Annotated in this window: 1 protein-coding gene; it reads right to left on the bottom strand. The window is 61.8% G+C overall.

Translation table 11 applies throughout. From position 1 onward, the window contains the following. Positions 1-1,350, bottom strand: a 1,350-nt coding sequence (locus CHB74_RS21445) for a PEP/pyruvate-binding domain-containing protein (protein ID WP_245843157.1), incomplete at both ends; no start/stop codon positions are given.

The following is a 1,350-nucleotide window of genomic DNA, read 5'->3' as shown; positions in this document are numbered from 1 at the left end:
CGGGCAGGGCGCCGATATCGACCTCTGTTACCGAGAAATCGAGGATGCCGTCGTAGATCGTGCCGACGTCCCCCTCGGCGCAACTGATCGTGATGTCCTGGTTTTCGGCGATGACCTCGGTGGCATTTCCCGTGCCGACGATCGCGGGGACGCCAAGTTCGCGGCTGACGATGGCGGCATGGCTGGTGGTGCCGCCATGGTTGGTCACGATGCCCGCAGCCCGTTTCATGGCGGGAACCCAGTCGGGATCTGTCGTCTCGGTGACGAGGATCGATCCATCGCGGAACTGTTCGATGTCGGCGGCGGTGCGGATCACGCAGGCTTTTCCGGCGGCGATGGCAGTGCCGATGGCGGCGCCGGTCGTCATTGCGGCGCCTTTCGATTGGAGGCGGTAATGCCGGAAGGCGGTGACGCTGGATTGCGCCTGGACCGTCTCGGGCCGAGCCTGAACAATGTAAAGTTCGCCCGTCTCGCCGTCTTTCGCCCACTCGATGTCCATCGGGCGTTGATAATGGTCCTCGATCGCGACGGCCCAGCGGGCAAGCTGCAGGATATCGGCATTGTCGAGCACGAAGGACCGGCGTTCCTGCGCGGTCGTCTCGACGATACGCGTGCGGTGGCTTCCGCCTTCGCCGTAGATCATGCGGAAAGCCTTGCCGCCAAGCTCCTTGTCGATGATCGGCTCGTTTCCCGGCTGTACGAGAAGCGGCTTGAAAACGACATATCTGTCCGGATTGACGGTGCCCTGCACCACGGTTTCACCGAGGCCCCAGGCGGCACTGATGACGATCGCGTTGGGAAATCCGGTTTCGGTGTCGATCGAGAACATGACCCCCGAACCGGATAAATCCGAACGCACCATCTGCTGGATACCGATCGAAAGGGCAACGTCGAGATGATCGAAGCCCATCGCATCGCGGTAACTGATTGCCCGGTCCGTGAACAGCGAGGCGAAACAACGCCGGCAGGCGTCCTGAAGTGCGAGCTGCCCTTTCACGTTCAGGAAGGTTTCCTGTTGTCCCGCGAAACTCGCATCCGGGAGATCCTCGGCGGTAGCACTGCTGCGCACGGCGACGGCCGGATGATCAATGCCCGTGCGGCGACCGAGTTCCGCATAGGCGGCCAATATATCTTCCGCGACATAGGAAGGGATTGCGCCCTCCAGGAACAGGCGACGAATGGCTTGTCCGGTTTCCTGCAACGTCTTTTTCCCGGAATGGAAAGCGGCGAGATGTTGGGTGATCAGCGGGGCAAGCTGGTTGTCATGCACAAATGCCCGATAAGCCTCAGCGGTTGTGGCGAAACCGGATGGGACCTTGACGCCCTTGTGAGCTCGCGCCGCCGTCCACT

It is taken from the genome of Edaphosphingomonas laterariae (assembly GCF_900188165.1).
Classification (GTDB): domain Bacteria; phylum Pseudomonadota; class Alphaproteobacteria; order Sphingomonadales; family Sphingomonadaceae; genus Sphingomonas_E; species Sphingomonas_E laterariae.
Note: the sequence above shows the minus strand (reverse complement) of the source record. Positions and strands in the feature narration are given on the sequence as shown.